Genomic DNA, 24,902 nt, shown 5'->3' with positions numbered 1-24,902 from the left:
TTCTCCGTCTTTCTTAGAGCTTCACCTTACGGAGGGAATCCCCGAGCTTGGGATAGTTAACCTTGACCCCATCGTCAAGGTCCAAGGTGATATTCGCCGACGCCGTAGGGAACAAAACATCGTGTTCGTACTCCCCCAGTTCGACGAGCACTGCACGAAGTCGGTCGGCTTCTTTCAAATCTTCGGTGCGTTCAGCCTGTTGGAGGGCTGCTTCAAGCTTGGTGACGTACTCCCGTAGATAGGTCAGCACGTTGGACACGGTCGTCGGGGTGTAACGGTGTAAGTAGATCAGCGCGTTGAAGGACCCCTTCGGGCTAGAGAACATCCAATAGATCGGACGCTTCTTGTAGCGGGTTAGGTGATCGTCGTAAAAGCGCGATTTCTTCAGAGTTTTAGTGTTCTTCATGCTCAGGAAGTACTCGCGCAGGTTCTTAACCTTGAGGCATTCGTTGACATAGGCGAGGTTTTTCTCGAAGTTTTCCTCCCCGAACACCACCCGCAGAAACAGTCGGAACCGCTCGACGATATCGTCGTCGAACCACTCCCCGTCCACGACTGGGATCACATTGTCCTCATCCGGCATGAACGTGGGATTGGGAACTTGGGCAAGGTAATCCTCTAGTGTGGCTCCCTGGTTGCCTAGAATAAGCCCCGGCTTATCCAGACTGTAGCGGCCAAACATGCACCCCACCGCGTAGGAGACGAGATCCTCAATGGCCGACTGTGCAAACAGCAGGTCGCGTTCCTCTTGGGTTTTGTTCGGCCAGCGGAAAGCGGAGTTATTCGTCAGCGACACTCGTTCCAAGGGCACATCGGAAGATACCTCATCCTCAAGACCATAAAGCTTCGCCACTGCCTCATTGTTGGCAATCTCTAGCCTTTGCTGTTCCCGTGAGCGGGCAGCCCACTCTTCGCGGTGCTGAGCAACGATTTCTTCGAGTGTTTTCACTGGAATTCCTTGGGGTAGATTTCAGGGAGGATAGCCATCGGGGTAGCCATCACCACTAGAATTTATCGCCCAATCCTAACATTTCGGCCGACGCCATAAGCGCCATTCGAGTACGTGTTTGATCCGTGTGCAAGTAGGTTTGGGTACTTAAAACGGAGGAATGCCCCAGCACCGCCTTGATGGTGGTCTCATCAATTCCGTTGGCCAGCATCATGGTTGCGGCTGTGTGTCGCGCCTCGTAGAGCAACGGGTGCCGGATTGTCCCGTCCGGCAACAACATCTCCACCCGCGCTTCTTGTGCCAGCTCATACCACTGATTCCGATCAAAATCCGCGGATCGGGGGCTGCCGTCTTCCCGCGGCCACACCAGATCATAGGGGGAATCCACCTGTCCTTTCCACACACGCAGCGCCTCCACCAGACGCGGGACGAGGGGGATGACTCGAATACCCGAACGCGTCTTGGGTCGCACCAGGTGGTATGCCCCTACCAAGTGCCTGGATTCAAAGCCACGGGGTACCCGGAACCCACTTTCGGGGTCCCGGGTGTGCGCATAAGGTAAGGCCTTCAACTGCCATGCCAGTGTCATTGTCCCAGCATCTAAATCAACCATTTCCCAGGTCAGGCCGAGTGCTTCAGCGGGGCGTAGCCCCTCAATGAGGGCTGCAATCCATCGGGATGCATCTACCCGACCGGCTGCGACTTGAAGAATCTTGGTGGCATCTTCCACGCTCAAGGGCTGACGAGTGGTGACTCCGCTGCCGGGGCTGGCGGTTTCTCGCGCGCGTTGGGAAACTCGGTAGCCTTCAGCAACAGCGTCGGTAAGCAACTTGCCAAGTACCGCATGTGTGCGTCGCATCGTTGTCAGCGCCAACCCACTGGATTCTTGCTGGTTAGCTACTCGACGAATATCCATCGGCGTTAACGCATCCAAACGAATATGCCCAACAGCTGGGATGATCCACCGGCATACCGCCGAACGATCCGACACGTAGGTTCCCGGCCGTACGGTGCGTTGCCGCTCTGCAAGCCATATATCTGCCCATCGTTTAACGGTGATGCTGGAAAAGGATGCTGCGGGTCCTTCCACGGCGAGCCGCATTTGTGCGTCTGCTAACTTAGCTCGCACTTCGGCTTCAGTGCGTGCTTTGAAGGTGACCCGTTGCCGGGTTCCCCGCACGGACCACCCCACTTCCATTGCCGCTACCCATTGCCCCCGCGTATTTTGATAAATCGAGCCGGTTCCTTTGGCTCGTTGCTTGTGTTTTCCCATGCCCTCATGTTTATGCGAGGGTAGCCATCGGGGTAGCCACTTCAAGAAAAACCGTTTAAAAGCCACGCAATCAGCCCCCACCACAGCCAATATCCACACCAAATGTCCGCCCCAACGCCGATTACGCCCACCGCCACCCCTGTTTTCCCGCAGTTCAGCCATGCAAACGCATCATCACTGCTCAGTTCATGAAAAAGCAGTACCCGACGGCAAAGTCGGACCTCATGACTGCCTTCATGGTTCGCTCGCAAGAACTTAGCGCTCGTGGTGGCGTGTGGGCGATGCTCAACATCCCGTCGTGGATGTCTTTGAAGTCTTTCGAGCAGCTACGCAAGGATCTTCTCGCTCAGCAGCGAATTTCTTCTTTGGTCCACCTCGGCCGTGGGGTGTTCGGTTCCGATTTTGGCACCGTTGCCTTCGTCATCGACAACCACTCACCAAGCAACAGCCGTGGAGTCTACCGCCGCCTATTTGAGCAGCACGTGGACGTCCGCTCCATTGCTACCATCGAGGGGCTCTTCTTAGACGAGAACTACAATCGCTTCATCGTGCCACAGGGCGATTTCGCTGCAATACCTGGATCTCCGGTGGTCTACTGGCTAAGTGAAAAAATGCGAGCAGCGTTCCGAGTAGGAATCAGTCTTGGTGAAGCAACAAACTTAGCAGTCGGCCTTCAAACAGGGAATAATGATCGTTTTTTGCGATATTGGTGGGAGGTTTCTCACAAACGAACCACCTTTGGTTGCACATCACGTGAAGAAGCCAAGAACAGCCAAGCTCGATGGTTCCCCTACAACAAAGGTGGAAACTTCCGCAAGTGGTACGGTAACCAAGAATACGTAGTTAACTGGGAAAACGACGGAGAAGAAATCCGCTCTTTCGGTACTGAAAATGGTGGCCGAGCGCGTTCACGAGCACAAAACACCGAAACCTATTTTTCATCTTCTGTCTCATGGTCGAAAATCAGCAGTGGAGCACCCGCTTTCCGGCTGTTCCCTTCCGGGTTCATATATGACGTTGCTGGCACTTCGCTTTTCCCAGATAGCAAAGAAAAACAGTTGTACCTGCTTGCTGTTCTTAATTCGCAAGTAGCCCTGAGTCAGCTTAATGCCCTTGCCCCCACAATGAATTTTGAAGTAGGGCAAGTGGCGAGCATATCCATCACTAACTCCCCTGGAGACGAAGTAGAAACCGGAGCAAAACAAATGATCGATTTATCGCGGCTTGATTGGAATTCGAGCGAACTATCTTGGGATTTTGAGGAGAACGGACTAATCACTATCGCAAGAGGTGCTGCAAAGTAGATAATTCACAATAAGCGCAGGTAATATGAATTAATTTCAATTACCTGCGCTTAGTCAACCCGTCAAAGTTTCATCCATGATGTGACAGGGCACTCAGGATTCGGGGCTACGGAAACACTGGATCGAATTTCCCTCCTGATGAATTCAAATTTCGCGAAAGAAATTTTGAAAGTTCTCGCACCTACAATGCATTTTCATATCGGTTATGTTGGACTAATGCCCATAACAAAGAGGCTAGAAGAACTATCGATTCAAATTTTTGATCGATTAATATCCACTTCAGAGACTGATTGGGACAGCATGGAGCACTCTTGGAGTTTTACGGAAAACCCTCTGGTGAGACTCGCAAAAACTGATGGTAGCCATTCTGTCATCTAGGAGGTTATCCCCCACCAAAAAACGTCACAGACTACTCCCATTCGGAAAGCTTGACCAAAGAATTGCAGCTGAAATTCCATGAAGTCTCTCGCATATCCCAGTCTTTCTTGGAGATTTCAACAAGTTCCTCTGTAATTGGAGGTAATTGAAAGCCATCTATAACGGGCGTTTTGCCAACATCTCCTACTTGAAAGTTGAGGGTAGGTGCAAGTGCAGCAAGGGCTTGTTTGGCAAAACTGGAGTTCATTAATAAGGCAACTTGGTCAAGTAGGTCTGGAGCACCAAAAGCCGACATGCCCTTCACATCATGGATGAAACCCGCCGGGAAACGTCGAAAGGCAGCTTCTCCAGATGAGACATCAGACCACGACACAGAAGATGAAAAATATGTGTTGGGGTTACGGATCACTGAGCGAGGTTTGAAGTCAAAGATTTCTTCTCCGTCGTTTTCCCAGTTAACTACGTATTCTTGGTTACCGTACCACTTGCGGAAGTTTCCACCTTTGTTGTAAGGGAACCATCGAGCTTGGCTGTTCTTGGCTTCTTCACGTGATGTGCACCCAAAGGCAGTCCGGTTATTCGACACTTCCCACCAATGGCGCAAAAAACGATCATTATCAGCGGTTGCAAGCCCCTGTCGTAGGTTGGCAATCTCACTCAAGCTGCGTCCTGAGGAGAAGGTAGCTCGCATTTTTTCACTTAGCCAATAAGCAATTGGTGCACCTGGAATGCAAGAAAAATCAGGTACAGAGGCAGTATAGAAATTTGCTTCCGCGTTACGGGAGGCGAGTGCCTTTGTAAATAGATCCTGCTTCTCAGCCTCCGAGTTTCCATCTACAAGTCGAAGAAAGACACCTTCAGCGTTTCCCGAAGCACTTTTACCGTTTTCTACCAAGGTAAACGCTGTAGAAGAAACAACCTCACCACCGATAGAGTCGAAAGCTCGGGGTCCAAGATGCAGCATGGAAGTGATTCGCTGATTCTCAAGGAGTGAGCTGCGCAGCTTCTCATAGGAGCTCAGGAACATCCACGATTGCATCGTAATCATAGCTACGATGCCTTGCGGATTGCGGGCAAGATCGGTGCAGCGCAGGATGAATGCGGCGAAGAGATCCGACTTTGCCGTCGGGTACTGCTTTTTCATGAACTGAGAAAGCAGGGCGTCCATCTGGCTGCCACCCATGTAGGGCGGGTTCGCTACCACAACGGAATAGGTCTTGCTCAAATACTGGGCCTGCTCGATGACCTTCTTGGCGCGAGCAAGGACGTTATCCAGGAGGAGGTCCCCGTTGTGTTCGAGGGTGGCAATGTGGTTCGCGAGGCGTGCGGTGAGGTCGGCGTCGGGACGCAAAAGAGAACCAAAGGTATCGGCGTTCTCAAACTGGTTCCAGAACTTAAACTCAGCCTCATGATCGCCGCCAGGGGTGTACAGGCGAACAACCTCATCACCAGTAATAGTGATGGGCTCCAACACACAAATCTTCGGAGCAACCGGGCGACGCAAGAAACGGCGCCGCTTCGCCGTGGCCTTCATCGCCAGCGCGAACGCAGCCAAAGACCCGGCGCGCTGATCGATCTCCGTGCCGTGAATGTTGTTTTCCAAAATGAGGTTCGGGATATCCGAAGGGGCATAGCCCTTCTCCTCATAAATGGCATAGAGCAGGTCAAACGCGTAGGTGAGCATGTGGCCAGAACCGCAAGCCGGGTCGATGACGGTGAGTTCCTCCGGGGAAGAAATCTTGAGGAAATCGGTTTCCTCATCGACGGGGTCGATGTAGTACTTCATCTTCGCCCGAATCTTAGAGTTCGGGTTGTTAAGCAGCCATAGGCGGCCGATGGAGTTCTCCACGAGGTAGCGGACAATCCAGTGGGGGGTAAACAGCTGGGTAGCTGCGGGGATTTCGGCGGCGCCAGCTTTCTTGTTCTTTTTGAAGTCGGCGAAGACTTCGTCCTTGCGCTCTGAGATATAGAACTGGTACAGCCAGCCGATTACCTCAACATCCTGGCAAGTTTCGGGATCGAGGGCCTCAACAGTGGCGCTGAGCACGGAGCTGTCGGACAAGAGGTCGTTGGGGACAAGCAAGCCCGTGTACGAGTCGGAGGCCTCAAACATGAACGGCATCGTGTTATGCCAAAACGCGCAGTATGCGGAAAGCAACAGGCCGTAGGCTTCCGCCTGGGCGTCCATCCCCTTCTTTGCCTGGCGGGCGCCGGAAAGAAGCGCCATGATCTTCTCCACGTTCGCGGCCTTGACCACAGAAGTGTCGAGTTGGCCGCGCTTAGCCAAAGCAAGGACCTCTGGCTGGCCAATCTTTCCCTCGGCCGGAGAGACAACGCCGGCATTAGTGTAGCCGTTGGCATCCATGAACCGAAGTGCCACAAAGCGGTTAAACCACGTATACGCGACTTTCTCCACGACGTGATCGTGTCCCGCTTGGCCACCGCCAGCAGCATTGATGGCGGCTTCCAGCTGGGCAATAGCATTGGGGGATTCCACACGCTCAGGCGAATTGGGGGCGAGCACGGAGCTCATACGCACCTCTACCTCGTTAAGAAGCTGGGTACGTGCGGCGGTGGCAAATTTCTTCAGACGGTTGATATCCATTAGAGTGCGATTCGCTTTCCATCTTTGAGCGCCGCGGTGAGGGCACTGCGCATCGTTTCAAGGTAACGGTCAACGTCTTCCTCAGATTCGAGGAAGAGCGCGGTCCTAGGCATCGAAATACTCTGGATCGACACCGTGGCTTTAGCAGATTCTGCATCCGGGCGCGAAGATTCCAGCTTGTTCAGCAGTTTGGTGAAACTATTGTTTTTGAAGTCCGTGCCCTGCTGACGCACGGCAGCGATCTGATTTTCCTTCTGAACGCTTTCCACAAGCTGCTGGATTTCCTGCTCCACGAGGGACTGTGTTTCCGCGGTGGCCTGGGCAAAGATATCGCTTTCCACAATGAGTCGCTGGCGCTCAGCGATTTCTGCCTTTGCTTTCTCGCGTTCGGCGGCAATGGCGTTCTCAATGTGGGTGCGTAGCTTATCGGCGACAACCTTGAGGTGGTTGATCTCCCCGAAGGGTCGCTTCAAGTTCAGGATGCGGGTTACCTCTTGAGCTGCCGCTTTCGCTTCCTCGTCGGTGAGATAGCTGAGGTTGAAAGCATTATCTTCCAGCAGCGAGCGTGCCTCGGAGTAGATCTCATTTTGAGCAGCCGAGAAGAATCCTTGAACCTGGTCGATCACGTCTTCCTTATCGTCAAGGAAGTCCTCGTGCTCATCGAATTCTTCCAAGTACCAATCCGGCGACTTGCCAATGACAGCATTCATGCGCGCGATCGGTTCCCGCAGCTGTTCGAGGAAGGGATAAGCGTCGACGCGGTTAAGGAGGCGGGACAACTCATCGCGCAGAGAGCGGAAATGCTGATCAACGGTCTGTGCCAACTCTGTTGGATCGTTCGGTGCATTACCATCCGAGAAGAACTCAGCACAGAATTCACGCAGCCTGGTTACCTTGAACTGGTCGTAGGACTTTTGCAGGGCAACCACCACGTACTGGTGTTTTTGCGTGTTGCGGATGAGTGCTGCCGCCTCCGAACGGGACACGGAGTTGCCATCCAGGGAAAGGGTGATCTTGCCGGTGCCAAGCAGCCACCCCACGATGACCTCAATAGAGCCGAGATCCCAGCCATAGGGTTTTAGCTCAAAGGCGTCGACGATCTTCTTGATCGTCACCTGCTCACCGTAGGCGCTGTGACGGGCAATGAAGCTTTCGACTTCCTCGCCAGCCTCGCTAAACTCCGAGAGCGTACCGTGCAGGCCATTCTCGTTGTTGGCGATGACCGTCGGAAGGATACTTGGGTCAAAGACCCGTCCGTGCAGCATCTTCAAGTTGGTGTACGCACGGTCAACCAGTTCCTGGAACCCATCGTTGATCCGCCCCACCGCATCCTTAGCCGAGGAACGGACATCGGTGCCGTTGATGAGCAGCTGCGCTTCCGCCACCGTCTTTTCCATGCGGGTCTTCAATTCCTTCCGGCGCTCATCGTTGAGCGCGCGCTTGGCCTGCAAAATGGCCTGCGTGGAAGGAGCAGCCCCCAAAGAGGTGCGCTGCTTGATGTACTTATCCGTCTTCAAAATCATGCGCAGATCCGCAAGCAAACGCTTATCACGGCCGAGGAAGACAAACAGCTCATCGTTGACGCCAATGGTCCGTGCGCGGATTTGATCATCCGAATCCTTCGTATCCGGAGTGATGAAGTGGACGCTTAGCTCGTGCTGCTTGCCCTTGCTCATCCCGTCTAGCTTGTAGCTAAACGGGAAATCCTGCTTGTTCTTCTCATAGCGAATCTTGGTGGTTTTCAGCACCTCGGAACCAAGAATCTTCAAGAAGGCATCCGAGAAATCAGCAGAGTCAATGTCAACAGCCTTGATCTCTTTTTCAATCTCCTGCTCCTCGTTGGTGAGGAACTCATAGAGAGTACCGTTACGCTGCACATAAGACTGACGCTCAAGAAGAGCAAGTGCTTCCTGCACCTCACTGCCCAAAGCGTTAAGGTCAAGGCCGAAGCGATCGTACATCAGCACCGCCAAGTTACGAGGGGTGGCCTTGAAGGTATCCACGTACTTGACCAAGAAAAGGGCCTTGAGCAGGCGATTAGCCAAAATGGTGATGGGGGAATCCGGATCGGGAAGGTGCTTTTCCGCCTGGATGATCGCGCTTTGCGCCGCCGACTTCAGCGCCGCGCTAATGCCCGCGTACATCTGGTCAAAGGTGGCCAAGTAGCCCATCGGCTCATCGCCAATTCGCTTGGCCACTTCCTGGACCACACCCAGCATCGAACGCTCACCCACGGAGCTGTTACGGCCTTCGAACATGTTGTGATCGGACAATCCCTCGATCGCCGACTGGAACATGGGGATTTGATAGGTGACAAAGGGATAGGTGTTGATAAAACGCGTATCCGAGTCGTAGTTACGGTAGGTCTTCGAACCATCCGCAAAGCTAAAGATCGTGGGGAAGTTTTCGTGCTCACGCGAGTACAGCTCGCAGAGCTCGCGGGTGGATTCCTCATTCTTTTCCAGCAGACGCTTACTAATGACTTCCTCAACGTCCTGGCTGGTCAGCTTCACCTTCGTAGCAAAACGGGCCTGAATCTTGGAAAAGTCACTGCCCTGGGCGCGGGTACGGTCGCCGATGACTTTTTCCATGTCCTCCTGGGAGGTGACAAACACCCATGCCCGACCGCGGCACTTCGTGTTCAACGACTCCGCAATGGTTTGCAGGTTGAGCATGAGTTGCACATCATCGGCGATGAACTGGCCGACCTCATCCACAAAGAAGTTCAGGCGATAACCGGGCTCCTGCTGGTCAAGCCACCGCTTGACCGAGGTGGCGAAATCCTCGATGGAAACCGCATAAGACTTCTTGTACTGCGCGATAATTCCCGGGTTGGCAGAACCATTGACCTTTTTGAAAGCCTCATCGATGTTAAAGCCTTCCAAAGCGGTTTGCTCCCGGCCCATCGACCAATCGATCCCGGCAATCTCCTGGTAGGCCTGCTTGAAGGCCTCATACTGGCCACGCTCATCCAAATCGGCCTCGAACTGGGCCACTGCCCCATCGTTGCCGAAGTAACCACGGCTTTCGTTGAAAACCTTGACGAATACCTTCAGCAGCGCATCGCGTTGATCCTTCGAGATCAACGTCGCCTTCTGATCGATGTTAAACAGCAAACTCGTTGCTTTAATCGACGCGGCCTTACGCAGCGAGGCCTTGAGCATCTCATCATCCGTCTTCGACAGGAAGCTCTCGCTGACCTTCTCCCGTGGGAAGTCCTGGCCTTGGACGTCGCCAAGCAAATGCGCCAGCATCTTCAACAGGTGCGACTTACCGGAACCGAAGAAGCCCGAAATCCACACGCCATTAGCGTTGGTGTAATTGGTGTACTCCTCCAACAGGGGTCCCACACCCTTGGCCGCGTCATTAGTAAACACGTACTCCTCGACCTCGACGCCGAGGTTACCCACGTCATCGGCCTTGACAACCCCCTCGATGGAGCGGGTGACATCTTTACGGAAAATCTCGTTGAGGTTCATGGTTTCCTATGCTTCCTGATCTAAAATTCGCTTGGCCCGATAAAAAGAATCATCCTTGAGCTGCCCAAACAACACCAAGGCCGAACCTTGCGTTGCGGAGACCTCATACCGACCGGGGAAAAACATCAACATCGGACGCTGAGAAATAACCGTCTGCAAATTGTTGAGCACCGTATGCGAACGAATAAAGGGGAAAACCTCCCCCACCCCCGTGAGGAAAACCAGGTCAAACTCCTCCCCCGACAACTTCTGAGCAATCGCCGGCGCCAAGTGAGTCTGCGGGTCCAACACGTTTTGCAGCAAACCGAGGAACTCCTCCTTGTCCATCTCCGGCTCTGCTGCAATAACCCGATCTTTCAAATTGCGGCGCTCTAGCAGTTCCATGCACAACTCATAGAGATTAATCTCCACCACCGTCATACCATGCTGTGTGGCCAAAACATTCTTCAGCCGCTTCTTCATCCCCTCCACATGCAGTGCCTGCGAGGGGGCATAGTCATAAATGAAGTGCGCCACCTCATTACCCAGGCCCTCCTTTTTCCGAAAACGCTCACTGCTGATCACCTGTAGCAGGTGCTTTTCCTGCTCTGCCATATTCAGCTCGTTTGTCACTGGCATCAGTTTGTCCTTAAGGGGAAAAATCGACTATCGCTTGGGATTCGTTTATCTAGTAGTGCTAGTACTCGATCAGAAAGCAACGCTGGTTCAATTTCTTGATTTTTCGTCAGCAATCCTGCCTGCTTCATCATGCGGAAAATGACCTGGCGCAGCTCCTTATACGTGCTCTCGGTGATCTCGGTGAGCTCTTCATGCCACACCACCTTCGATCGGAAGAAAGAGTCATACTCCTCCACGGTGAGTGTGAGTGACAAAGTAAGAAACCCCTCCCGCAGCACTTCTTCCGCAAACTCACCGATGAAGGCGTACCTGCGACACGCCGCAGCCCACATGAGATGCCCTAGTTCCATAGCCGTCAGACTTGGTACGATCTCTAGCTCCTCGTCGGTCAACGCCTCCAAACGCTTAATCGTCTCCCGCAGCATACGAACAGCGGAAGAACGAGTGCGCGCTTGTAAGAGATTCTCCCTAAGAACTTGCTGTCGGACCTGCTCCCAATCGTGACACTGGTTAAAAAGCGGAACGAGCACCCCCGCCTCATGTACCATGAGCCCTCCGGTACTAAACGACAACTCGTAGCGGGAAGAATCGCCCGGATTGTTCATTCAGCACGCCTTTCTCATCACTATAGGGTCCCCCAGTTAACTTCCCCAGGGTACCCGATATTTTCCCCATAAATGAAGAAGACCACACCGATTACCCCCTCTTTACCTGCGGATATCATCTCTTTCTTGTCGTTTTTCCGCTGTAAAGAAGGGGCAGTCTTTACTCCTCCGGAACAAGGATGGTGGCATTGAGGATCGCCCTACCATCAACCACGCTCCCAGGGTGGGGTGCAGGGGTGGTGTCATGGGGAAGCGCAAGGACGACAGGGAAGCCACAATCGGCAAGCACCCGGTACCAAGGAATGCCCGTGAACTCATTGGTCACCAACTCCACCTCATGGCACACCGCTTTAAAAACTGCGGAACTATTGACCTGCTCCTGGGTGCACTGACCACTAAAGAGCGCAAATAACCACGGGCTGGCAATAAACTCCGGTCCGATACACCCTTTCTCCCCTAGCGGGGTGGAAATCTCTATGGGAGTTTGGTCTTTTTCCCACTCGTCCACACTGTCATACACGGTCACCTCCACGGCAATTGCCCCCATGCCCACCATGCAGGATACTGGCTCGCCCAGCTCATCAAAGGAATACCACGGAAGGGCATCCGGGCAATCCACCTCCACGATTACCCGGGTAAAAAGTTCACCGTCCTCATAGAAAATATCGGCAACGGCCATACCGGGATGCGCCTGCCACAAGGTAGCTGGCACGAGATAGTCGGTGTTGGTGGTGCCAAAGAACTCCTCACCGCCCTGACCTGGGAGTTTCCATACCACGTAGCGTGCCCCTGAGGGGTCTACGTAGGAGCGATAGAACTCGAAGAAATCAGTGTCCTCATCCAGTAAAGGTTGGACTACCAACTGCGCCAGCCGGGTATCTAGGTCTTCGGGGAAACCTAGGGCTGTCCTGTCTAGGGACTTTTTGGACGGGGAGTCCATAGGCTTTTTGGACAGGGAGTCTAGTTGGTTTTTGGACGGGGAGTCCATGGGGTTTGTGGGCGTGATGTCTATAAGCTTTTTGGACGTGGTTCGGGTTGGAATATGCAGATGGCTATTCCAACTCATATCCGTAAGAAGATCGCGGATTTCGATCCCGTCCGTGACGGCAAGACCATCACAAAGTTCTGCAAGGAAATCGGCGTGTCCAGGCAGACATACAACAACATCAAACATCGCATCGCCGAACGCGGCCGAGCAGGAATTATCCCAGATTCAACAGCACCGAAGAATCCTACCCGAAAATTCGGTGTCGAGCTACGCCAACTGGTTGTCCAGGCCCGCCAGGTTCTGAAAGAAACTGGCCGTGACTATGGGCCGTGGTCAATCTACTACTACTTGCTCGATGACCTTCGGATGGAAAATCCTCCGCAGCGCTCGACGATCGCCTTGTGGCTTCACGAAGCTGGTGTTGTTGACGAGAATGCTCGGAAGCGTCCCCGAAGCTCGTACAGGCGGTTTGCGCGTGCGAAGGTCAATGAGCTGTGGCAGATCGATGGCTTTGTCTATCGCCTGTTCGATACAGCGCATACCCAGATCACGATCTACCAGCTCATCGACGATGCGAGTCGTTTTGATGTAGGGTCGCAAGCATTCAGTGCACCCGAGAACGGTGTCGATGCACGCGCCACATTGGCGGCTGCAATGGATTCATATGGCTGTCCTCAGGAGGTGCTATCCGATAACGGTGAGGCCTTCGCTACCTACCACCGAGGGCGACTGTCGGACACCGAACGATGGCTGGCACATCTGGGTGTGTGGTCTATTGCTGGATTCGCTCCACAAACCCAAGGTAAAGACGAACGATCCCACCAAACGATCATCCGGTACCTTGACGCGCGCACCCCCACAACACTCGGGCAAGTCCAACAGCTGCTCGTGGAGTATCGCACCTACTACAACACCAAGCGACGTCACCAAGGCCTCAACCACGGCAAAATGCACATCACTCCGGCACAAGCCCGCGAGATTCTCGACCACGCCACCCCACCTAAACAGCCTCTTGATCCAGATGTGTTGTGGGCCAAAATCGCCTCGTACTACCACAGCATGCACGATGGAGTCCCCGAGGAAAGGAAAAACACCTTGGGAGAAGTTGCAGCTTCACCCAAGGCGTGTGAACACGATAATGAGCCAATCCACCAGGATTCACACCCTATCGATACCCCCAGCGTAACTGCCGCAGGCTCAGCGTCAAGCAACGACTGGGGCATCCCCGACGAACTTTGGATCAACCGAAGTGGTGTCGTGACCATCCTCAAGCACCGTTTGTATGTCGGCACTCGATGGAAAAATAGAATGATCTACAGCCATGTCGGCACCCATCATGCGGAGTTTTTTACCGCGCATGACGGCGAGCTTTTATTCTCCTTCCCCCTACCCATTACCTTGTTGCACCGACCGGCCGGAGGACAGATCAACATCGGACATGTAGAAGGGATGTGGCACCGCCGCCCGCCGGAGATCAAACCGATCCTGTCGCGACCGCGGCCCTCGCGACGCAAAAAGCCGTAGACCGCCCAGCGCCTAAAACTTGCCCACAAACCCCTTAGACTCCCCGTCCAAAAAGTGGCTAGACTCCCTGTCCAACAAGTAACTAGACTCCCTGTCCAAAAGGTCTTTGGACTCCGTGTCCAAAAACCCCATGGACATAACAGGGGAAACCTAGGGCACGCATGTAATCATGATCCATGCCCTTGAGCGTAACCATCCACGCCGACGCTAGGGAGTAGTTTCGGCTCTTATGTTCGAACATCAGAAGCGCCGATAGGTGGGAAACATCGTGCTGATGAGGCTCCAAGGAACTCGCGATTCCCGGATTGCCGGGCACATATCCTTTCCGAATTATGTAATTTCATCGACTATAGTCGATGCTTTTAACGCTGGGGGCACAAAAAAGGGAGCCACGGGGCTCCCTCAATTTTTGTTATTTCACTTCGCCGAAAACCACATTGATCGGGTGCGGGTAGCGATCAATGATCACGCCCTCCTTTTTGAAGGGATCTGCATCGAGGATTTCTAGAGCGTGCTCCGCGCTGTCGGCTTCGACCCAAATGTAGGCGCCGGGACGGGGTTCAGCCCAGGAACCGGCCATGCGCAGGATGCCCTGCTCGTGCAGGTTACCTAAAAACTCCCGGTGACGGGGGCGAACCTCGGCCAAAAGGTCTGGGTTTTCAGGATCATAGGTGTATTCCACAGAAAAAAGTGCCATAGATGCACCGTAGGGCAGTTTCCCGAGTTCGTCAATGTGGGGAGTAGTCACCATGGGCGTCGAAAAGCGAAAACCCGCCAAGGGGAATCCTTGACGGGTTAACGGTGGGACTTTAGCGAGCCTTCTCGATGATCTCCACGAGACGGAAGTGCTTGTCCTTGGACAGCGGGCGGGTCTCCTCAATGCGGACGAGATCGCCGACGCCGGCGATGCCTTCCTCATCGTGAGCCTTGACCTTGGAGTTGGTACGAATGGTCTTGCCGTAGAGGGCGTGCGGCTTGCGGTCCTCGAGCTCGACGACGATGGTCTTCTGCATCTTGTCAGAAACCACGTAGCCGGTGCGGACCTTACGTGCGCCCTTTTCCTTCTTGTTCACAGTTGCCTCACTCATGATTAAGCCTCAGCTCCCGGAACAACAGACAGGCCCAGCTCACGCTCGCGAATAACGGTGTAGATGCGGGCGATGTCGCGCTTGACGGTGCGCAGGCGACGGTTGTTGGTCAGCTGGCCGGTTGCAGCCTGGAAGCGCAGGTTGAACAGCTCTTCCTTGGCCTCGGTCAGGCGGGTCTTCAGCTCCTCGGCGTTAAGCTCGCGAAGCTCGTGTGCGGGGGTACCGGTAGCCATTAGAACTGGTCCTCCTTCTTAACGATACGAACCTTGCAAGGGAGCTTCTGGCCTGCACGACGCAGAGCCTCAAGAGCCATCTCCTCGTTCGGGTAGGACATTTCGAAGAGGATACGGCCAGGCTTGACGTTGGCGACCCACTTCTCCACCGGACCCTTACCGGAACCCATACGAACGCCGAGCGGCTTCTGGGTCAGAGGGCGATCTGGGAAGATGTTGATCCAGACCTTACCACCACGCTTGACGTGGCGGTTGATGGCGATACGTGCAGACTCGATCTGACGGTTGGTGATGTAAGCCGGCTCGAGAGCCTGAATGGCGTAATCACCGAAGTTGATGCGGTTACCGCCCTTGGACACGCCACGGCGAACCGGGCGGTGCTGACGACGGTACTTGACGCGCTTAGGGATAAGCATTCTTAGCCCTCCTGCTTCTGCTCAGAACGCTGACGGCGCTGGCCGCCACGGCGCGGACGCGCGTTGCGGTCGCCGCGGCCACGGCGCTGCTCTGGTGCGTTGATCTCGCTCTCGCGACGACCACCGACGACGTCACCCTTGTAGATCCACACCTTCACGCCAATGCGGCCGAAGGTGGTGTGAGCCTCGTAGGTGCCGTAATCGATCTCGGCGCGGAGGGTGTGCAGCGGAACGCGACCCTCGTGGTAGCGCTCGGTGCGAGACATCTCGGCGCCGCCCAGACGACCGGACAGGGAAACCTTGATGCCCTTGACCTGCGGCTGACGCATGGCAGACTGGATAGCCTTGCGCATTGCGCGACGGAAAGCCACACGGTTAGCAAGCTGCTCGGCGATGGACTGAGCCACCAGCTGAGCGTTAGCGTCGATGTTCTTGACCTCGAGGATGTTGAGGGCAACCTGCTTGCCGGTGAGCTTCTCGAGCTCGCGGCGCAGACGGTCAGCCTCAGATCCACGACGGCCGATCACGATGCCCGGACGGGCGGTGTGAATGTCGACGCGGACGCGGTCACGGGTGCGCTCGATGACAACATCGGCGACACCTGCGCGGTCGAGGGTCTTGGTGAGGTACTCGCGAACGCGGATGTCCTCAGCAAGGTACTCAGCGTAGTTCTTCTCGGCGAACCAGTGGGACTTCCAATCGGAAGTGATGCCCAGACGGAGGCCGTGAGGATGGATTTTCTGGCCCACTACTTGGCCCCTTCCTGGCTCTCGACAACCACGGTGATGTGGCTGGTGCGCTTGCGGATCTGGAAAGCACGACCCTGAGCGCGCGGACGGAAACGACGCATGGTTGGTCCCTCGTCGGCGAAAGCCTCGGAGATAACCAGGGAGCGACGATCCAGGCCGAAGTTGTTCTCAGCGTTGGCGGCTGCGGAAGCAACGACCTTGGCGACTGGCTCGGAAGCAGCCTGCGGGGCGTACTTCAGGATAGCCAGGGCCTCCTCGACGGACTTGCCGCGAACCAGGTCGATCACGCGGCGAGCCTTCATCGGGGTGACGCGGACGAAACGCGCGGTAGCGCGTGCGGAAGTGATAGCTTCGCTCATCGCTTATCGACGTCCCTTCTTGTCCTGGATGTGACCCTTGAAGGTCTTGGTGGGAGCGAACTCGCCCAGCTTGTGGCCGACCATAGAGTCGTCCACGAACACCGGCACGTGCTTGCGGCCGTCGTGAACGGCGAAGGTGTGACCGATGAAGTCAGGCAGAATGGTGGAACGGCGGGACCAGGTCTTGATGACCTGCTTGGTGCCCTTTTCGTTCTGAGCATCGACCTTGTTGAGGAGGTGCTCATCGACGAACGGGCCCTTCTTAAGGCTACGTGGCATCTTTCCTTACCTCCTCTTAGCGCTTCTTGCTCTTGTTCGTGCGGCGACGCTGCACGATCATGTTGTTGCTGTAACGGTTGGGGTTGCGGGTGCGACCTTCCTTCTTGCCCCATGGGGACACTGGGTGACGACCACCGGAGGTCTTACCTTCACCACCACCGTGCGGGTGGTCGACCGGGTTCATAACGACACCACGGACGGTTGGGCGAACGCCCTTCCAACGCATGCGACCAGCCTTGCCCCAACGGATGTTGATCTGGTCAGCGTTGCCGACCTCACCAACGGTTGCGCGGCAGCGGATGTCCACACGGCGGATTTCGGAAGACGGCATACGCAGGACTGCGTACTTGCCAGCCTTACCGAGCAACTGGATGGAAGCACCGGCAGAACGAGCGAGCTTTGCGCCAGCACCTGGCTTGAGCTCGACGTTGTGGATGACGGTACCCGCAGGGATGTTGCGCAGTGGCAGGTTGTTGCCAACCTTGATGTCGGCGTTGGCGCCGGACTCAACCATCTGGCCCTGCTTTAGGCCCTTAGGAGCGATGATGTAGCGCTTCTCGCCATCGACGTAGTGCAGCAAAGCGATGTTGGCGGTGCGGTTCGGGTCGTACTCGATGTGAGCGACCTTAGCCGGGATGCCGTCCTTGTCGTTGCGACGGAAGTCGATGAGACGGTACTGGCGCTTGTGACCGCCGCCCTTGTGGCGAACGGTGATGTGGCCGTGAACGTTACGGCCGCCCTTCTTAGGGAGTGGGCGAACCAGAGACTTTTCTGGAGTCGAGCGAGTGATCTCCTCGAACATAGAAACGGAGCTCTGGCGGCGACCCGGGGTTGTCGGCTTGTACTTACGAATAGCCATAGTTTGTCCTTACCTCGACCCTCTTAGGCGTTAGCGCCGAAGATGTCGATAGCGTCGCTGCCCTCACGAAGCGTCACATACGCGCGCTTGGTTGCCTTACGGGTACCGAAACCGGAGCGGGAGCGCTTGCGCTTGCCCTCGCGGTTAGCGGTGTTCACGGAGGCGACCTTAACGCCGAAGATCTGCTCGATGGCGATCTTGATCTGGGTCTTGTTGGCGGTAGGAGCAACGAAGAACGTGTACTGGTTCTGCTCCATCAGGCCATAAGACTTCTCAGACACGACCGGGGCGAGAATGATGTCACGTGGGTCTGCGATCTTAGCCATTAGTTGTCCTCCTTAGCCGCGCCGGTAGCGCGGGTGATGAAGGCATTCAGAGCCTCGACGGAGAACACAACGTCGTCAGACTTCAAGACGTCGTAGGTGTTCAGCTGGTCGGCGAACAGGATGTGAACGCCTGGCAGGTTGCGAGCACTCTTCTGTGCGTTGATGTCCTCGCGACCGACAACGAACAAGACGTTGCGGCGGTCGGTCAGGCGCTCGATGAAAGCGCGTGCGGACTTGGTGGAAGGAGTCTGACCAGGAACCAGCTCGGAAACGACGTGGATGCGGTCGTGGCGGGCACGATCCGACAGAGCGCCGTAGAGAGCAGCCTTGATCATCTTCTTAGGGGTACGCTGTGCGTAATCGCGCGGCTTAGGGCCGTGCGAGATGCCACCACCAGCGAAGTGAGGAGCGCGGATCGAACCCTGACGAGCGCGACCGGTGCCCTTCTGACGGAACGGCTTCTTGCCGCCGCCAGCGACCTCACCGCGGGTCTTGGTGGAGTGGGTGCCCTGACGCTTTGCAGCGAGCTGAGCGTTAACAACCTGGTGCATAAGAGCAACAGAAACTTCGCGGTCGAAGATCTCTGCAGGCAGCTCAACTGCGCCAGCGGTTGCACCCTCAGCGGTGTGGACGTCCAACTTCAGATTGGTCATGCGTGTGCACCGCCCTTCACTGCGGTCTTAACGGTAACGATGCCACCGCGGATGCCTGGGATAGCACCCTTGATCAGGATGAGGTTAGCATCGGCGTCAATCTTCTGAACCTTGAGGTTCTGGGTGGTGACGCGGTCTTGACCCATGCGGCCAGCCATGCGCTTGCCCTTGAAGATGCGGCCCGGGGTAGCGCAGGCGCCGATGCCACCGACGCGGCGGTGAGCAGCCTGGTTACCGTGGGATGCACCCTGGCCGGCAAAGCCGTGGCGCTTCATGCCGCCGGCGTAGCCCTTACCCTTGGTGGTACCGGTTACATCCACGAAGGTGACACCCTCGAAGATGGACGCGGTAACTTCCTGGCCAACCTCGTAGCCGGAGACATCGTCCATACGAATCTCGGCGACGTGGCGACGGGGGGTAACGCCAGCCTTCTTGAAGTGGCCGGTTGCAGGCTTGTTAGCCTTGCGTGGGTCGATTTCGCCGTAGGCGATCTGGATGGCGGTGTAGCCATCAGTCTCTTCGGTGCGAATCTGGGTGACAACGCATGGTCCAGCTTCAACGACGGTAACCGGAACAACGCGGTTATCCTCGTCGAAGATCTGGGTCATGCCGAGCTTGGTGCCCAGAATGCCCTTGATCTCAGTTTCACTCATTATTTATTCTCCGCTGCCAATTATTCCGTCGATCACTGAATGTTCACGTCGACGCTGGCCGGAAGGTCGATGCGCATGAGAGCGTCAACCGTCTTCGGCGTCGGGTCGAGGATGTCGATCAGGCGCTTGTGCGTGCGCATCTCGAAGTGCTCGCGAGAATCCTTGTACTTATGGGGAGAACGAATAACGGCGTATACGTTCTTTTCGGTGGGCAACGGCACCGGACCAACAACACGAGCACCGGTACGGGTGACCGTCTCAACAATCTTCTTTGCAGAAGCGTCGATCGCCTCGTGATCGTAGGCCTTCAGCCGAATGCGGATCTTTTGTCCCGCCACGCTTATCCTCTTCCTCGCTTGTCCCACTTCCAACAGGATTGGTGGGAATCGCTTCATATTTCTCTATAACGTTGTCCGGACTTCATTGGGGTCTGGGCGCAACGCCAGTTCTTAACTTGACTTGTCTTTTGATTCGACTTGCCAGATTCAGAGGGTGTAAGGCACAACAAACACCTTGCAATCTTGCTTCGGGGGTACAAGACCCCGGATGTCAAGCCGGAAGGGACCAATACTCGTGATAAGCGTGGGTCTCTTACGTATACTGCCGCTGTTTATTTGCCATGCCCCTTCGAAACCGGCCTTCAAGGGAACTGGCTTGGGGCCTTATTCCTTGAAGATCCTTAGACGCGTAGCAAGCGTGTCCGCTTTACTACCACCTCGAAGGTGTCATGTTTGCCAAACCACAACTGTTCCTAGATGCGATGACCTGCCGGTTTATTGATGTTCAATCTCCGAACGTGGCCATGGCACAACCGCCGTGTTAAGGCAACCCGTCTATTAAAGCACGAATAATTCCTAGACTCAAGCCCTTTTAGAAATTTTTTTATATTGCGTTCACGGAGAGTTTGCTTCTTTCCCGCATTCGCTTGCCGACGGACACAGGTTGCTATGGGTACAGCAAGTCGACGCCCGCCACCCCCCGAAGCAGATTCGGGTCAATGTCCACGCCCTCGCGGAAGATGGATAGGTTTCCGGTGGGTTCTAGGATGACGAGCTGCACCTGATTCAGCGCGGGAATTCCGGCCCGACGAATGGCAAGCCGTAGGTCCGACTTAGCGAGGTGGCTGCGCCTGAGCTTGTCTTCGACCACCTTTCCGTGCACCATGACCACCTGCGGTCGGGTATCGAAGGTGCGGCGCAGCCCGGCGATGCGACGCCCTTCCCCCATGACCGCCTCAATGCCCATCAGGGTGAGCAAACCGATGATGCCGGCGGCCAATGTGGGCGGGTTCCCGATAATGACACGGCCGGCGACCGCACCATACATGACAATGACGACCGTGTCGAAGGAACTCATCTTGGCCAATACACGCACACCGAAGACGCGCACCAAGAGGAGAAAGCCTAGGTAAGCGCCGATCGCTGAGATCATGACCACGGGGATGCGCCAGGGTTCGATGGCAAGCTGTTCCCACATCAAGCGGGTGAATTCATTCATTCTTCTTCACTGCCTAACACCATGAGGTCAACCCTTTGGGACGCGCCGTCTTCGCCGTTGCCACCGGAGGCAGGGTTCACACCCGCACTCACGCTGCGGTCACCGGTTCCTTGGCGCCGGACTGCACTGCTGTTGCTATCCCCACCTTTTACCACGTCGAAGATACGACCGGCACGGCTGTGGTCCTGCTTGGGATTCTTGTGCTGGCCCGCCTTGGCGTCGGAAAGCGCGACACGGGCGATGAGGCCTTCTTCATTGAAGGCAACCTCGCCGGGGCTGATGCTATAGCTACGGGTTTCGCGCCTGCCGACGACCCACGCACACACGTGCCCGTCGAGGCAGAGAAGCTTAAGGTCATCGTCGTCGCCGCGGCGCACATGATAGAAGGCATCAACAACCAGCCCTGAGGTGGACTCCCGCGAAGGGGTGGGCACATGCCGCGGGATGATCCTTTCCACTACCCCGAGCCGGTGCACAAATCCTTCCGGGTCAACGACGAGGAGGGGCATCCCCACTTGTGCTTGCCTGATGTGTGAATACGCCCACATACTTGGCGGCGATCCTAGCATTCGCGGTCGGGCGTGGACGGCCTTCGACTCCTTAGCGCGTTGTTTGCCTGGTAGTACGAGCACCCTATTCGGATCCAAAAAGAGGCGACGCGCACCCGAATCTGCGATGACCTCGAATAATCCAGTAGCCCGACCGTCCTGCCTACTGACCGTGCCGGGAAACCTCGTGGCGATGTCGTGCAGCAGCGTCAAGGCGCGCTCGTCGGTCGTCGTCCAATCAACCCCGAAGTTACCGAGCATGCCGATGAGGGCTCCAAAATTGAGGTCAGGTTGCCCAAGCCAGACATCTTCCAACGCTGTAAGAATCGTGGGGATGCGAGTGAAGTCATCCATAGCAAAAGTAGGTCTACATAAGCATGCGTGGTAGTCACCGACGAAGCCTAGGGTGAACAGCTACAGAACTTTCCCTTCCACCTCGACCTCGAAGCCATCCGAGCAACGGATGTGAATGGCGGCGATGCCATTGGCGTCGATGGTAACCGTCTCGGTGACGTCGATGCCAAACTCCCCGCGGGTCACCGGCACCTTCGCCAGCTCCTCCGGATCCAGCTTCCGCAAAGCGGGGTCGAATGGCACCGCGACTTCGGCCAGAAGCGTGAAATCTCCTGGCTCAACATCATTGGCGGCCTGTGCGGAATACTCGACGAAGCGGAACCATCCCACGTTGTGGGCCGCATGATAGTGGCGCTCGACGGTAATTGTGTTGCCGTCCTCGGCCTTTGCCTCTGGGCCAACAAGCTTGTCAAAGGTGACCTGGGCGCCCCCATCGGTCTCGCGGAAAACACCGATGCCACGGGAGAGTCGATCGCTGAGTAGATAGGACGACTCCGGATCTGCTGCGATGGCCAGGCCCACCGCCGTGGATGCCGTGGGCAGCGGCGAGCGGTGAATGCGCCGGCCAAACTTCTCCCGCAGCAGACGCGGCACCAGCGGCAGCGCGCTGGCCCCGCCCACGAGATAGATACCTGCGATATCGGTATCGGTCAGGCTTCCGGAACTACCAACCAGCGGAAGCATCGCCTCCAATGTCTGCTCCACTAACGGTGTCACCGCTTTATAGAAGTCTGGGACTGCAACGATGACATCATCCTCGCCCACCTCGAGGATAAGCCGCCGCGACTGCGGCTTGAGCTGTTCTTTCGCGGTGCGGGCTTCGTCGACAAGCTTCTGCCACGCCCGGCGGCCGAAGGCGTCATCGCCTCGGCCGGTGGACTCGAGGGCCAACTTCACTAGCGCATCATCAAAATCATCGCCGCCGAGGCGTGAGATGCCAAAGGAGGTTTCCACCTCATGGCTGCGGCCGTTGATATGCATGAGGGTGACGTCAAAAGTACCGCCGCCCAGATCATAAACGATCACGCGCGATCGCTGACTATTAAAGGTCTGCGAATAGCGGTGCGAGTATTCAAAAGCCGCTGCACTGGGCTCATTGACCATCGCGACCACCTGTGCACCGGCGCGATTAAAAGCATCCAGGGTCAACAGGCGCTGAGCCGAACGGGCGTTGGCCGGAATACCGAGTACCACCTCAATCGGCTCTCCATTGGCAAACTGCTCCAGTTCGGTCACAACGTGCTTGGCGAAGGCCTGCATGACCTGCCCAACGGTGCGGGTGTTCTCACCCATCCGAAGCGGAGTAGCAGCCGTGACCTTAGAGGAGGTAAGGAAACGCTTGAAGGAACGCACCAGTGTCGGGCTATCGAGTGCCTGGGCTTCCCAACCGGCAACGATGTCTTCTCCCTGCAAGGCAACCACCGAGGGGATGAACTCATGCGGATCTCCAAACTTATCCGCGAAGTTCACCACAGGGTAGTTACCACGGTCCACGGCGGCGACGACGGTGCGGGTGGTTCCAAAGTCGATTCCAAAGCGCATAGGGAAAACCTTAGTTCATTTGCCGCCATTGTCTAGCTGACAACAAGGCACTTTCCTCCTATTTTTCCTCACAAACCAACCCCCACCACAATCAAATACCAGCTGAGGCAGCCCGATCCAAAGCAATAGAAAAGCCGCCGGTGAAGGTGACCTCGTGAGTCTATCCACCGACGGCTGTTCGCTACCGATAAAGGGTGAAGCCAATTAGGAAACCTCGTCCCGAATTAGCCCCAGCCACCGAGAAGCCACGAAGGCTTCCAGGATTTCCTGAAGGTGGCCTGGCACAGCGCAACTAACGAATCCCACAAACTTTGTCTCGCTGTGATCGCCCAGTCTAAACCATGTTTGCACCCAAAACAAGCATGGGAATAAAAGAAAACCACCCCGCCGAAACGGAGTGGGTTTTCTTAGCCTAGAAAATCAATTTACTTGATGATCTTAGTGACGCGGCCAGCGCCGACGGTGCGGGAGCCCTCGCGGATAGCGAAGCGCAGGCCCTCGTCCATAGCGACCGGCTGGATCAGGGTGACGGACATGTCGACGTTGTCGCCAGGCATAACCATCTCGGTGCCCTCAGGCAGCTTCACAACACCGGTAACGTCGGTGGTGCGGAAGTAGAACTGCGGACGGTAGTTGTCGAAGAACGGGGTGTGGCGGCCACCTTCGTCCTTGGACAGGACGTAGACGGAGCCCTCGAACTCGGTGTGAGGGGTGTAAGCGCCCGGCTTGATGACAACCTGGCCACGCTCAACGTCCTCGCGCTTAACACCGCGGAGCAGCAGACCACAGTTGTCGCCAGCCTCGGTGTAGTCCAGCAGCTTGCGGAACATCTCGATACCGGTAACGGTGGTCTGAGTTGCCTTCTCCTTGATGCCGATGATCTCGACGTCCTCGTTGACCTTCAGGGAGCCACGCTCAACACGGCCGGTAACAACGGTACCGCGGCCGGTGATGGTGAAGATGTCCTCGATAGGCATCAGGAACGGCTTGTCGGTCTCGCGAACTGGATCCGGGATGGAGTCGTCGCAAGCCTGCATGAGGTCGAGAATAGACTGGGTCCACTTCGGGTCGCCCTCGAGAGCCTTCAGAGCGGAGATGTGAACGATCGGAGCTTCCTCATCGTAGTCCTGCTCAGCCAGCAGCTCGCGGACCTCCATCTCGACGAGCTCGATGATTTCCTCATCGTCAACCATGTCGCACTTGTTCAGAGCGACGAGGATGTAAGGAACGCCAACCTGGCGAGCGAGCAGAACGTGCTCACGGGTCTGCGGCATCGGGCCGTCGGTAGCGGCAACCACGAGGATTGCGCCGTCCATCTGAGCAGCACCGGTGATCATGTTCTTGATGTAGTCAGCGTGACCAGGAGCGTCGACGTGTGCGTAGTGGCGCTTCTCGGTCTGGTACTCCACGTGGGAGATGTTGATCGTGATGCCACGCTCCTTCTCTTCCGGAGCCTTGTCGATGGCGTCGAAAGCGAAAGCCTGGTTCAGGTCTGGGTAAGCATCGGCCAGCACCTTGGTGATAGCAGCGGTGGTGGTGGTCTTGCCGTGGTCGACGTGACCGATGGTGCCGATGTTAACGTGCGGCTTAGTACGCTCGAACTTAGCCTTTGCCACTGTGTGT

At 56.0% G+C, this 24,902-nt stretch carries 25 protein-coding genes; 2 read left to right on the top strand and 23 right to left on the bottom strand.

Annotation, left to right across the window (positions count from 1 at the left end; translation table 11 throughout):
• Nucleotides 1-13: 13 nt before the first annotated feature.
• Both PAB09_RS02275 and PAB09_RS02270 read right to left on the bottom strand, forming a co-directional pair.
• Nucleotides 14-949 (bottom strand): hypothetical protein, encoded by a 936-nt coding sequence (locus tag PAB09_RS02275; RefSeq protein ID WP_271034474.1) that lies wholly within the window; start codon nucleotides 947-949, stop codon nucleotides 14-16.
• Between the two features lie 55 nt (nucleotides 950-1,004).
• Nucleotides 1,005-2,222 carry a tyrosine-type recombinase/integrase gene (locus tag PAB09_RS02270; RefSeq protein ID WP_271034473.1) on the bottom strand — a complete coding sequence of 406 codons (1,218 nt, stop codon included), beginning with the start codon at nucleotides 2,220-2,222 and terminating at the stop codon, nucleotides 1,005-1,007.
• A gap of 224 nt (nucleotides 2,223-2,446) precedes the next feature.
• Between PAB09_RS02270 and PAB09_RS02265 the strand changes: the two genes are divergently transcribed.
• On the top strand, nucleotides 2,447-3,526 hold the full coding sequence (locus PAB09_RS02265; RefSeq protein WP_271034472.1) for a hypothetical protein: 1,080 nt from the start codon (nucleotides 2,447-2,449) through the stop codon (nucleotides 3,524-3,526).
• Nucleotides 3,527-3,935: 409 nt separating this feature from the next.
• On the opposite strand, the gene pglX is transcribed toward PAB09_RS02265, so the two are convergent.
• From pglX to PAB09_RS02240, 5 genes are all read right to left on the bottom strand, one after another.
• Nucleotides 3,936-6,509, bottom strand: a complete 2,574-nt coding sequence (gene pglX / locus PAB09_RS02260) for a BREX-1 system adenine-specific DNA-methyltransferase PglX (protein WP_271034471.1) — start codon at nucleotides 6,507-6,509, stop codon at nucleotides 3,936-3,938.
• The gene (gene brxC / locus PAB09_RS02255) at nucleotides 6,509-9,988 is read right to left on the bottom strand and encodes a BREX system P-loop protein BrxC (RefSeq protein ID WP_271034470.1); all 3,480 of its coding nucleotides are present in this window, start codon (nucleotides 9,986-9,988) and stop codon (nucleotides 6,509-6,511) included. The genes pglX and brxC overlap by 1 nt, the downstream gene beginning before the upstream one ends.
• A 6-nt stretch (nucleotides 9,989-9,994) precedes the next feature.
• Nucleotides 9,995-10,600, bottom strand: a complete 606-nt coding sequence (locus PAB09_RS02250) for a DUF1788 domain-containing protein (protein WP_271034469.1) — start codon at nucleotides 10,598-10,600, stop codon at nucleotides 9,995-9,997.
• Nucleotides 10,601-10,605: 5 nt separating this feature from the next.
• Nucleotides 10,606-11,211, bottom strand: a complete 606-nt coding sequence (locus PAB09_RS02245) for a DUF1819 family protein (RefSeq protein WP_271034468.1) — start codon at nucleotides 11,209-11,211, stop codon at nucleotides 10,606-10,608.
• Between the two features lie 160 nt (nucleotides 11,212-11,371).
• On the bottom strand, nucleotides 11,372-12,151 hold the full coding sequence (locus PAB09_RS02240) for a hypothetical protein (protein WP_271034467.1): 780 nt from the start codon (nucleotides 12,149-12,151) through the stop codon (nucleotides 11,372-11,374).
• 108 nt (nucleotides 12,152-12,259) lie between these two features.
• Here PAB09_RS02240 and PAB09_RS02235 point away from each other — a divergent pair, with 108 nt between their 5' ends.
• Nucleotides 12,260-13,723 carry a DDE-type integrase/transposase/recombinase gene (locus PAB09_RS02235; RefSeq protein ID WP_271034466.1) on the top strand — a complete coding sequence of 488 codons (1,464 nt, stop codon included), beginning with the start codon at nucleotides 12,260-12,262 and terminating at the stop codon, nucleotides 13,721-13,723.
• Nucleotides 13,724-14,135: 412 nt separating this feature from the next.
• Here PAB09_RS02235 and PAB09_RS02230 read toward each other — a convergent pair whose 3' ends face one another.
• The 16 genes from PAB09_RS02230 to tuf all read right to left on the bottom strand — a co-directional run bounded on the left by PAB09_RS02230 (nucleotide 14,136) and on the right by tuf (nucleotide 24,895).
• Nucleotides 14,136-14,501, bottom strand: coding sequence for a YciI family protein (locus PAB09_RS02230; protein ID WP_271034465.1), 366 nt, complete (start codon nucleotides 14,499-14,501; stop codon nucleotides 14,136-14,138).
• 31 nt (nucleotides 14,502-14,532) lie between these two features.
• The gene (gene rpsQ / locus PAB09_RS02225) at nucleotides 14,533-14,811 is read right to left on the bottom strand and encodes a 30S ribosomal protein S17 (RefSeq protein WP_271034464.1); all 279 of its coding nucleotides are present in this window, start codon (nucleotides 14,809-14,811) and stop codon (nucleotides 14,533-14,535) included.
• Nucleotides 14,812-14,813: 2 nt separating this feature from the next.
• Nucleotides 14,814-15,044 carry a 50S ribosomal protein L29 gene (rpmC, locus tag PAB09_RS02220; protein ID WP_025251897.1) on the bottom strand — a complete coding sequence of 77 codons (231 nt, stop codon included), beginning with the start codon at nucleotides 15,042-15,044 and terminating at the stop codon, nucleotides 14,814-14,816.
• On the bottom strand, nucleotides 15,044-15,460 hold the full coding sequence (rplP, locus tag PAB09_RS02215) for a 50S ribosomal protein L16 (RefSeq protein ID WP_046438647.1): 417 nt from the start codon (nucleotides 15,458-15,460) through the stop codon (nucleotides 15,044-15,046). Before rplP ends, rpmC begins: the two co-directional genes overlap by 1 nt.
• Nucleotides 15,461-15,462: 2 nt before the next feature.
• On the bottom strand, nucleotides 15,463-16,209 hold the full coding sequence (gene rpsC, locus PAB09_RS02210) for a 30S ribosomal protein S3 (protein WP_271034463.1): 747 nt from the start codon (nucleotides 16,207-16,209) through the stop codon (nucleotides 15,463-15,465).
• Nucleotides 16,209-16,568 carry a 50S ribosomal protein L22 gene (gene rplV, locus PAB09_RS02205; RefSeq protein WP_025251894.1) on the bottom strand — a complete coding sequence of 120 codons (360 nt, stop codon included), beginning with the start codon at nucleotides 16,566-16,568 and terminating at the stop codon, nucleotides 16,209-16,211. Before rplV ends, rpsC begins: the two co-directional genes overlap by 1 nt.
• A 3-nt stretch (nucleotides 16,569-16,571) precedes the next feature.
• On the bottom strand, nucleotides 16,572-16,847 hold the full coding sequence (rpsS, locus tag PAB09_RS02200) for a 30S ribosomal protein S19 (RefSeq protein WP_025251893.1): 276 nt from the start codon (nucleotides 16,845-16,847) through the stop codon (nucleotides 16,572-16,574).
• Nucleotides 16,848-16,863: 16 nt separating this feature from the next.
• Nucleotides 16,864-17,706: a 50S ribosomal protein L2 gene (rplB, locus tag PAB09_RS02195; RefSeq protein ID WP_271034462.1), complete on the bottom strand. Its 843-nt coding sequence runs from the start codon at nucleotides 17,704-17,706 to the stop codon at nucleotides 16,864-16,866.
• Between the two features lie 23 nt (nucleotides 17,707-17,729).
• A complete protein-coding gene (rplW, locus tag PAB09_RS02190) occupies nucleotides 17,730-18,032 on the bottom strand; it encodes a 50S ribosomal protein L23 (RefSeq protein ID WP_271034461.1) in 303 nt (100 codons plus the stop codon).
• Entirely contained in the window at nucleotides 18,032-18,685 is a 654-nt protein-coding gene (gene rplD / locus PAB09_RS02185; protein WP_271034460.1) for a 50S ribosomal protein L4, read from the bottom strand. The genes rplW and rplD overlap by 1 nt, the downstream gene beginning before the upstream one ends.
• Complete coding sequence (gene rplC, locus PAB09_RS02180) at nucleotides 18,682-19,338, bottom strand: 50S ribosomal protein L3 (RefSeq protein WP_271034459.1); 657 nt, start codon at nucleotides 19,336-19,338, stop codon at nucleotides 18,682-18,684. Before rplC ends, rplD begins: the two co-directional genes overlap by 4 nt.
• A gap of 32 nt (nucleotides 19,339-19,370) precedes the next feature.
• Nucleotides 19,371-19,676 (bottom strand): 30S ribosomal protein S10, encoded by a 306-nt coding sequence (gene rpsJ, locus PAB09_RS02175; protein ID WP_003848085.1) that lies wholly within the window; start codon nucleotides 19,674-19,676, stop codon nucleotides 19,371-19,373.
• A 607-nt stretch (nucleotides 19,677-20,283) separates the two neighbouring features.
• Entirely contained in the window at nucleotides 20,284-20,835 is a 552-nt protein-coding gene (locus tag PAB09_RS02170) for a DUF421 domain-containing protein (RefSeq protein ID WP_271034458.1), read from the bottom strand.
• The gene (locus PAB09_RS02165) at nucleotides 20,832-21,737 is read right to left on the bottom strand and encodes a hypothetical protein (RefSeq protein WP_271034457.1); all 906 of its coding nucleotides are present in this window, start codon (nucleotides 21,735-21,737) and stop codon (nucleotides 20,832-20,834) included. The genes PAB09_RS02170 and PAB09_RS02165 overlap by 4 nt, the downstream gene beginning before the upstream one ends.
• A 60-nt stretch (nucleotides 21,738-21,797) precedes the next feature.
• Nucleotides 21,798-23,279: an Hsp70 family protein gene (locus tag PAB09_RS02160; protein ID WP_271034456.1), complete on the bottom strand. Its 1,482-nt coding sequence runs from the start codon at nucleotides 23,277-23,279 to the stop codon at nucleotides 21,798-21,800.
• A gap of 425 nt (nucleotides 23,280-23,704) precedes the next feature.
• A complete protein-coding gene (gene tuf / locus PAB09_RS02155; protein ID WP_271034455.1) occupies nucleotides 23,705-24,895 on the bottom strand; it encodes an elongation factor Tu in 1,191 nt (396 codons plus the stop codon).
• Between the last annotated feature and the right edge of the window lie 7 nt (nucleotides 24,896-24,902).

Source organism: Corynebacterium sp. SCR221107, assembly GCF_027886475.1.
Lineage (GTDB): Bacteria > Actinomycetota > Actinomycetes > Mycobacteriales > Mycobacteriaceae > Corynebacterium.
This window is presented reverse-complemented; position numbering and strand designations above follow the sequence as displayed.

Coding starts and splice junctions, on each gene's coding strand:
- PAB09_RS02270 (WP_271034473.1), bottom strand. CDS start 2,222: ATGGGAAAACACAAGCAACGAGCCAAAGGAACCGGCTCGATTTATCAA.
- PAB09_RS02265 (WP_271034472.1), top strand. CDS start 2,447: ATGACTGCCTTCATGGTTCGCTCGCAAGAACTTAGCGCTCGTGGTGGC.
- pglX (WP_271034471.1), bottom strand. CDS start 6,509: ATGGATATCAACCGTCTGAAGAAATTTGCCACCGCCGCACGTACCCAG.
- brxC (WP_271034470.1), bottom strand. CDS start 9,988: ATGAACCTCAACGAGATTTTCCGTAAAGATGTCACCCGCTCCATCGAG.
- PAB09_RS02245 (WP_271034468.1), bottom strand. CDS start 11,211: ATGAACAATCCGGGCGATTCTTCCCGCTACGAGTTGTCGTTTAGTACC.
- PAB09_RS02240 (WP_271034467.1), bottom strand. CDS start 12,151: ATGGACTCCCCGTCCAAAAAGTCCCTAGACAGGACAGCCCTAGGTTTC.
- PAB09_RS02235 (WP_271034466.1), top strand. CDS start 12,260: ATGGCTATTCCAACTCATATCCGTAAGAAGATCGCGGATTTCGATCCC.
- rpsQ (WP_271034464.1), bottom strand. CDS start 14,811: ATGAGTGAGGCAACTGTGAACAAGAAGGAAAAGGGCGCACGTAAGGTC.
- rpmC (WP_025251897.1), bottom strand. CDS start 15,044: ATGGCTACCGGTACCCCCGCACACGAGCTTCGCGAGCTTAACGCCGAG.
- rplP (WP_046438647.1), bottom strand. CDS start 15,460: ATGCTTATCCCTAAGCGCGTCAAGTACCGTCGTCAGCACCGCCCGGTT.
- rplV (WP_025251894.1), bottom strand. CDS start 16,568: ATGAGCGAAGCTATCACTTCCGCACGCGCTACCGCGCGTTTCGTCCGC.
- rpsS (WP_025251893.1), bottom strand. CDS start 16,847: ATGCCACGTAGCCTTAAGAAGGGCCCGTTCGTCGATGAGCACCTCCTC.
- rplB (WP_271034462.1), bottom strand. CDS start 17,706: ATGGCTATTCGTAAGTACAAGCCGACAACCCCGGGTCGCCGCCAGAGC.
- rplW (WP_271034461.1), bottom strand. CDS start 18,032: ATGGCTAAGATCGCAGACCCACGTGACATCATTCTCGCCCCGGTCGTG.
- rplD (WP_271034460.1), bottom strand. CDS start 18,685: ATGACCAATCTGAAGTTGGACGTCCACACCGCTGAGGGTGCAACCGCT.
- rplC (WP_271034459.1), bottom strand. CDS start 19,338: ATGAGTGAAACTGAGATCAAGGGCATTCTGGGCACCAAGCTCGGCATG.
- PAB09_RS02170 (WP_271034458.1), bottom strand. CDS start 20,835: ATGAATGAATTCACCCGCTTGATGTGGGAACAGCTTGCCATCGAACCC.
- PAB09_RS02165 (WP_271034457.1), bottom strand. CDS start 21,737: ATGGATGACTTCACTCGCATCCCCACGATTCTTACAGCGTTGGAAGAT.
- PAB09_RS02160 (WP_271034456.1), bottom strand. CDS start 23,279: ATGCGCTTTGGAATCGACTTTGGAACCACCCGCACCGTCGTCGCCGCC.